Source organism: Pseudomonas juntendi (assembly GCF_009932375.1).
Lineage (GTDB): Bacteria > Pseudomonadota > Gammaproteobacteria > Pseudomonadales > Pseudomonadaceae > Aquipseudomonas > Aquipseudomonas juntendi.
Genome location: NZ_BLJG01000177.1, coordinates 1 through 2,102, shown reverse-complemented (window position 1 = coordinate 2,102; position 2,102 = coordinate 1). Strand labels below are relative to the sequence as shown.

Annotated in this window: 2 protein-coding genes; both read left to right on the top strand. The window is 64.9% G+C overall.

Annotated elements, in window-relative coordinates; all coding sequences use genetic code 11:
- Nucleotides 1-386 (top strand): phosphopantetheine-binding protein (locus tag GYA94_RS20555; protein WP_255326965.1); only part of this gene is annotated, 386 nt, incomplete at its 5' end.
- A gap of 12 nt (nt 387-398) precedes the next feature.
- The coding region (locus tag GYA94_RS20550) for a condensation domain-containing protein (protein ID WP_161892978.1) at nt 399-2,102 on the top strand (1,704 nt) is incomplete at its 3' end.

Below are 2,102 nucleotides of genomic sequence, written 5' to 3'. Positions count from 1 at the left end.
ACGGCAAGCTCGACCGCCGTGCCTTGCCGGCGGCGGATGCCAGCCTGCTGCAACAGGCGTATGTGGCGCCAGTCACTGAACTTGAACAGCAGGTAGCAGGCATCTGGGCCCAGGTGCTGGAACTGGAGCAAGTAGGCTTGAGCGACAACTTCTTCGAGCTTGGCGGCCATTCGTTACTGGCTACCCAGGTCGTACTGCGCCTGCGCGACGCGCTGGGCCATGAAGTGCCGGTCAAGACGCTGTTCCTGGCCCGCGACCTGGCAGACTTCTGCGTGGCTTTGCAGGCCCTGCAGCCTGCCCTCGAGCCACTGCACGATGTTTTGGCTAAATCCTTGGAGGACCTCAATCGTCTAACTGCCGATGATCTTGAAAAACTGATTTCCTAGTGAGGACACGGCATGCAGCAACTAATCGAATCGGTAAGCGCGCTTTCTTCCGAGAAGCGCAAAGCCTTGGCGATTCTGCTGAGTCAGAAGGGGGTCAATCTTTATGGCATCGCGCCGATTTTCCGGCGTGATGCCAACGAGCCCCTTCGGCTGTCCTATGCCCAGGAACGTCAGTGGTTCCTATGGAACCTGGAGCCGCACAGCGCGGCGTATCACATCCCCACGGCGCTGCGCTTGCGCGGCACCCTGGACATGGCCGCGCTGCAGCGCAGCTTCGCGACGCTGATCGAGCGTCACGAAGTACTGCGCAGCGTGTTCGTCGAGGTCGACGGGCAGTTGCTGCAGCAAGTTCGTGCGCCGTTCGCGCTGCCGCTGCCGGTGCAGGTACTGCCCGATGCCGGGCAACTGGAACAGGCAGTGGCGGCGGAGATCGCCGAGCTCTTCGACCTGGGCGAAGGGCCGTTGCTGCGCGCACGTTTGCTGCAGGTGAGCGAAGAAGACCATGTGCTGGTATTGACCCAGCACCACATCATTTCCGACGGCGCCTCGATGCAGTTGATGGTCGAGGAGCTGATCGACTGCTATGCCGCGTTCAGTCGTGGCCAGCAGCCCGAGCTGCCGGCGCTGCCGATCCAGTACGCCGACTATGCATTGTGGCAGCGCCAATGGATGGAGGCTGGCGAGCGCGAGCGCCAATTGGCCTACTGGACCACCCGCCTGGGCGGCGAGCAGCCGGTGCTGGAGCTGCCGCTGGATCGTCCGCGGCCAGCGCTGCAGAGCTGGCGTGGTGCACGCCTGGATATCGAACTGTCGGCCGAGCTGGGCAAGGGTTTGCAAGAGGTGGCGCGGCAGCAAGGGGCGACCCTGTACATGGTCCTGCTGGCGTCGTTCCAGGCGCTGTTGCACCGCTACAGCCGACAGCGCGATATCCGTGTCGGCGTGCCGATCGGCAACCGCAACCGCGCCGAGACCGAGCGCCTGATCGGCTTCTTCGTCAATACCCAGGTGCTCAGCGCCGAAGTCGATGGTCAGGCGGCGTTCACCACATTGCTGCAACAGACCAAGGAGGCGGCGCTGGGGGCCCAGGAGCATCAGGACCTGCCGTTCGAGCAACTGGTCGAAGCCTTGGCACCGGAGCGCAACCTCAGCCACAGCCCGTTGTTCCAGGTGCTGTTCAATCACCAGGCGCACCGTGGCGAGGGTCGGCAGGCCCATGAGCTGCCGGGCCTGCGAGTGGAATCGCTGAACTGGGAGAGCCAGACCGCGCAATTCGACCTGATGCTCGATACGCATGAAGAGCAGGGGCAGTTGTGGGCGTCGCTGACCTACGCGACCGACCTGTTCGACTGCACCACCATCGAGCGCCTGGCGGGCCACTGGCAGGCGTTGCTCGAAGGTATCGTCAGCGCCCCCGGCACGCGCGTCAGCGAGTTGCCGATGCTGAGCGCGGCGGAACGTGCCGCCACCCTGGCTGCCTGGAATACCGCCCCGGCCACGTTCACGCCGAGCCAGCCGCTGCATCGCCTGATCGAAGCCCAGGCGGCCCGCGCGCCGCAAGCGCCGGCGCTGGTCTGCGAAGGCGAACAGTTGAGCTATGCCGAGCTGAACCGCCGGGCCAACCAGGTCGCCCATGCGCTGATCGCCCAAGGCGTCGGCCCGGACGTGCTGGTAGGCCTGGCCGCACCGCGTTCGCTGGAGATGGTGGTCGGCCTGCTG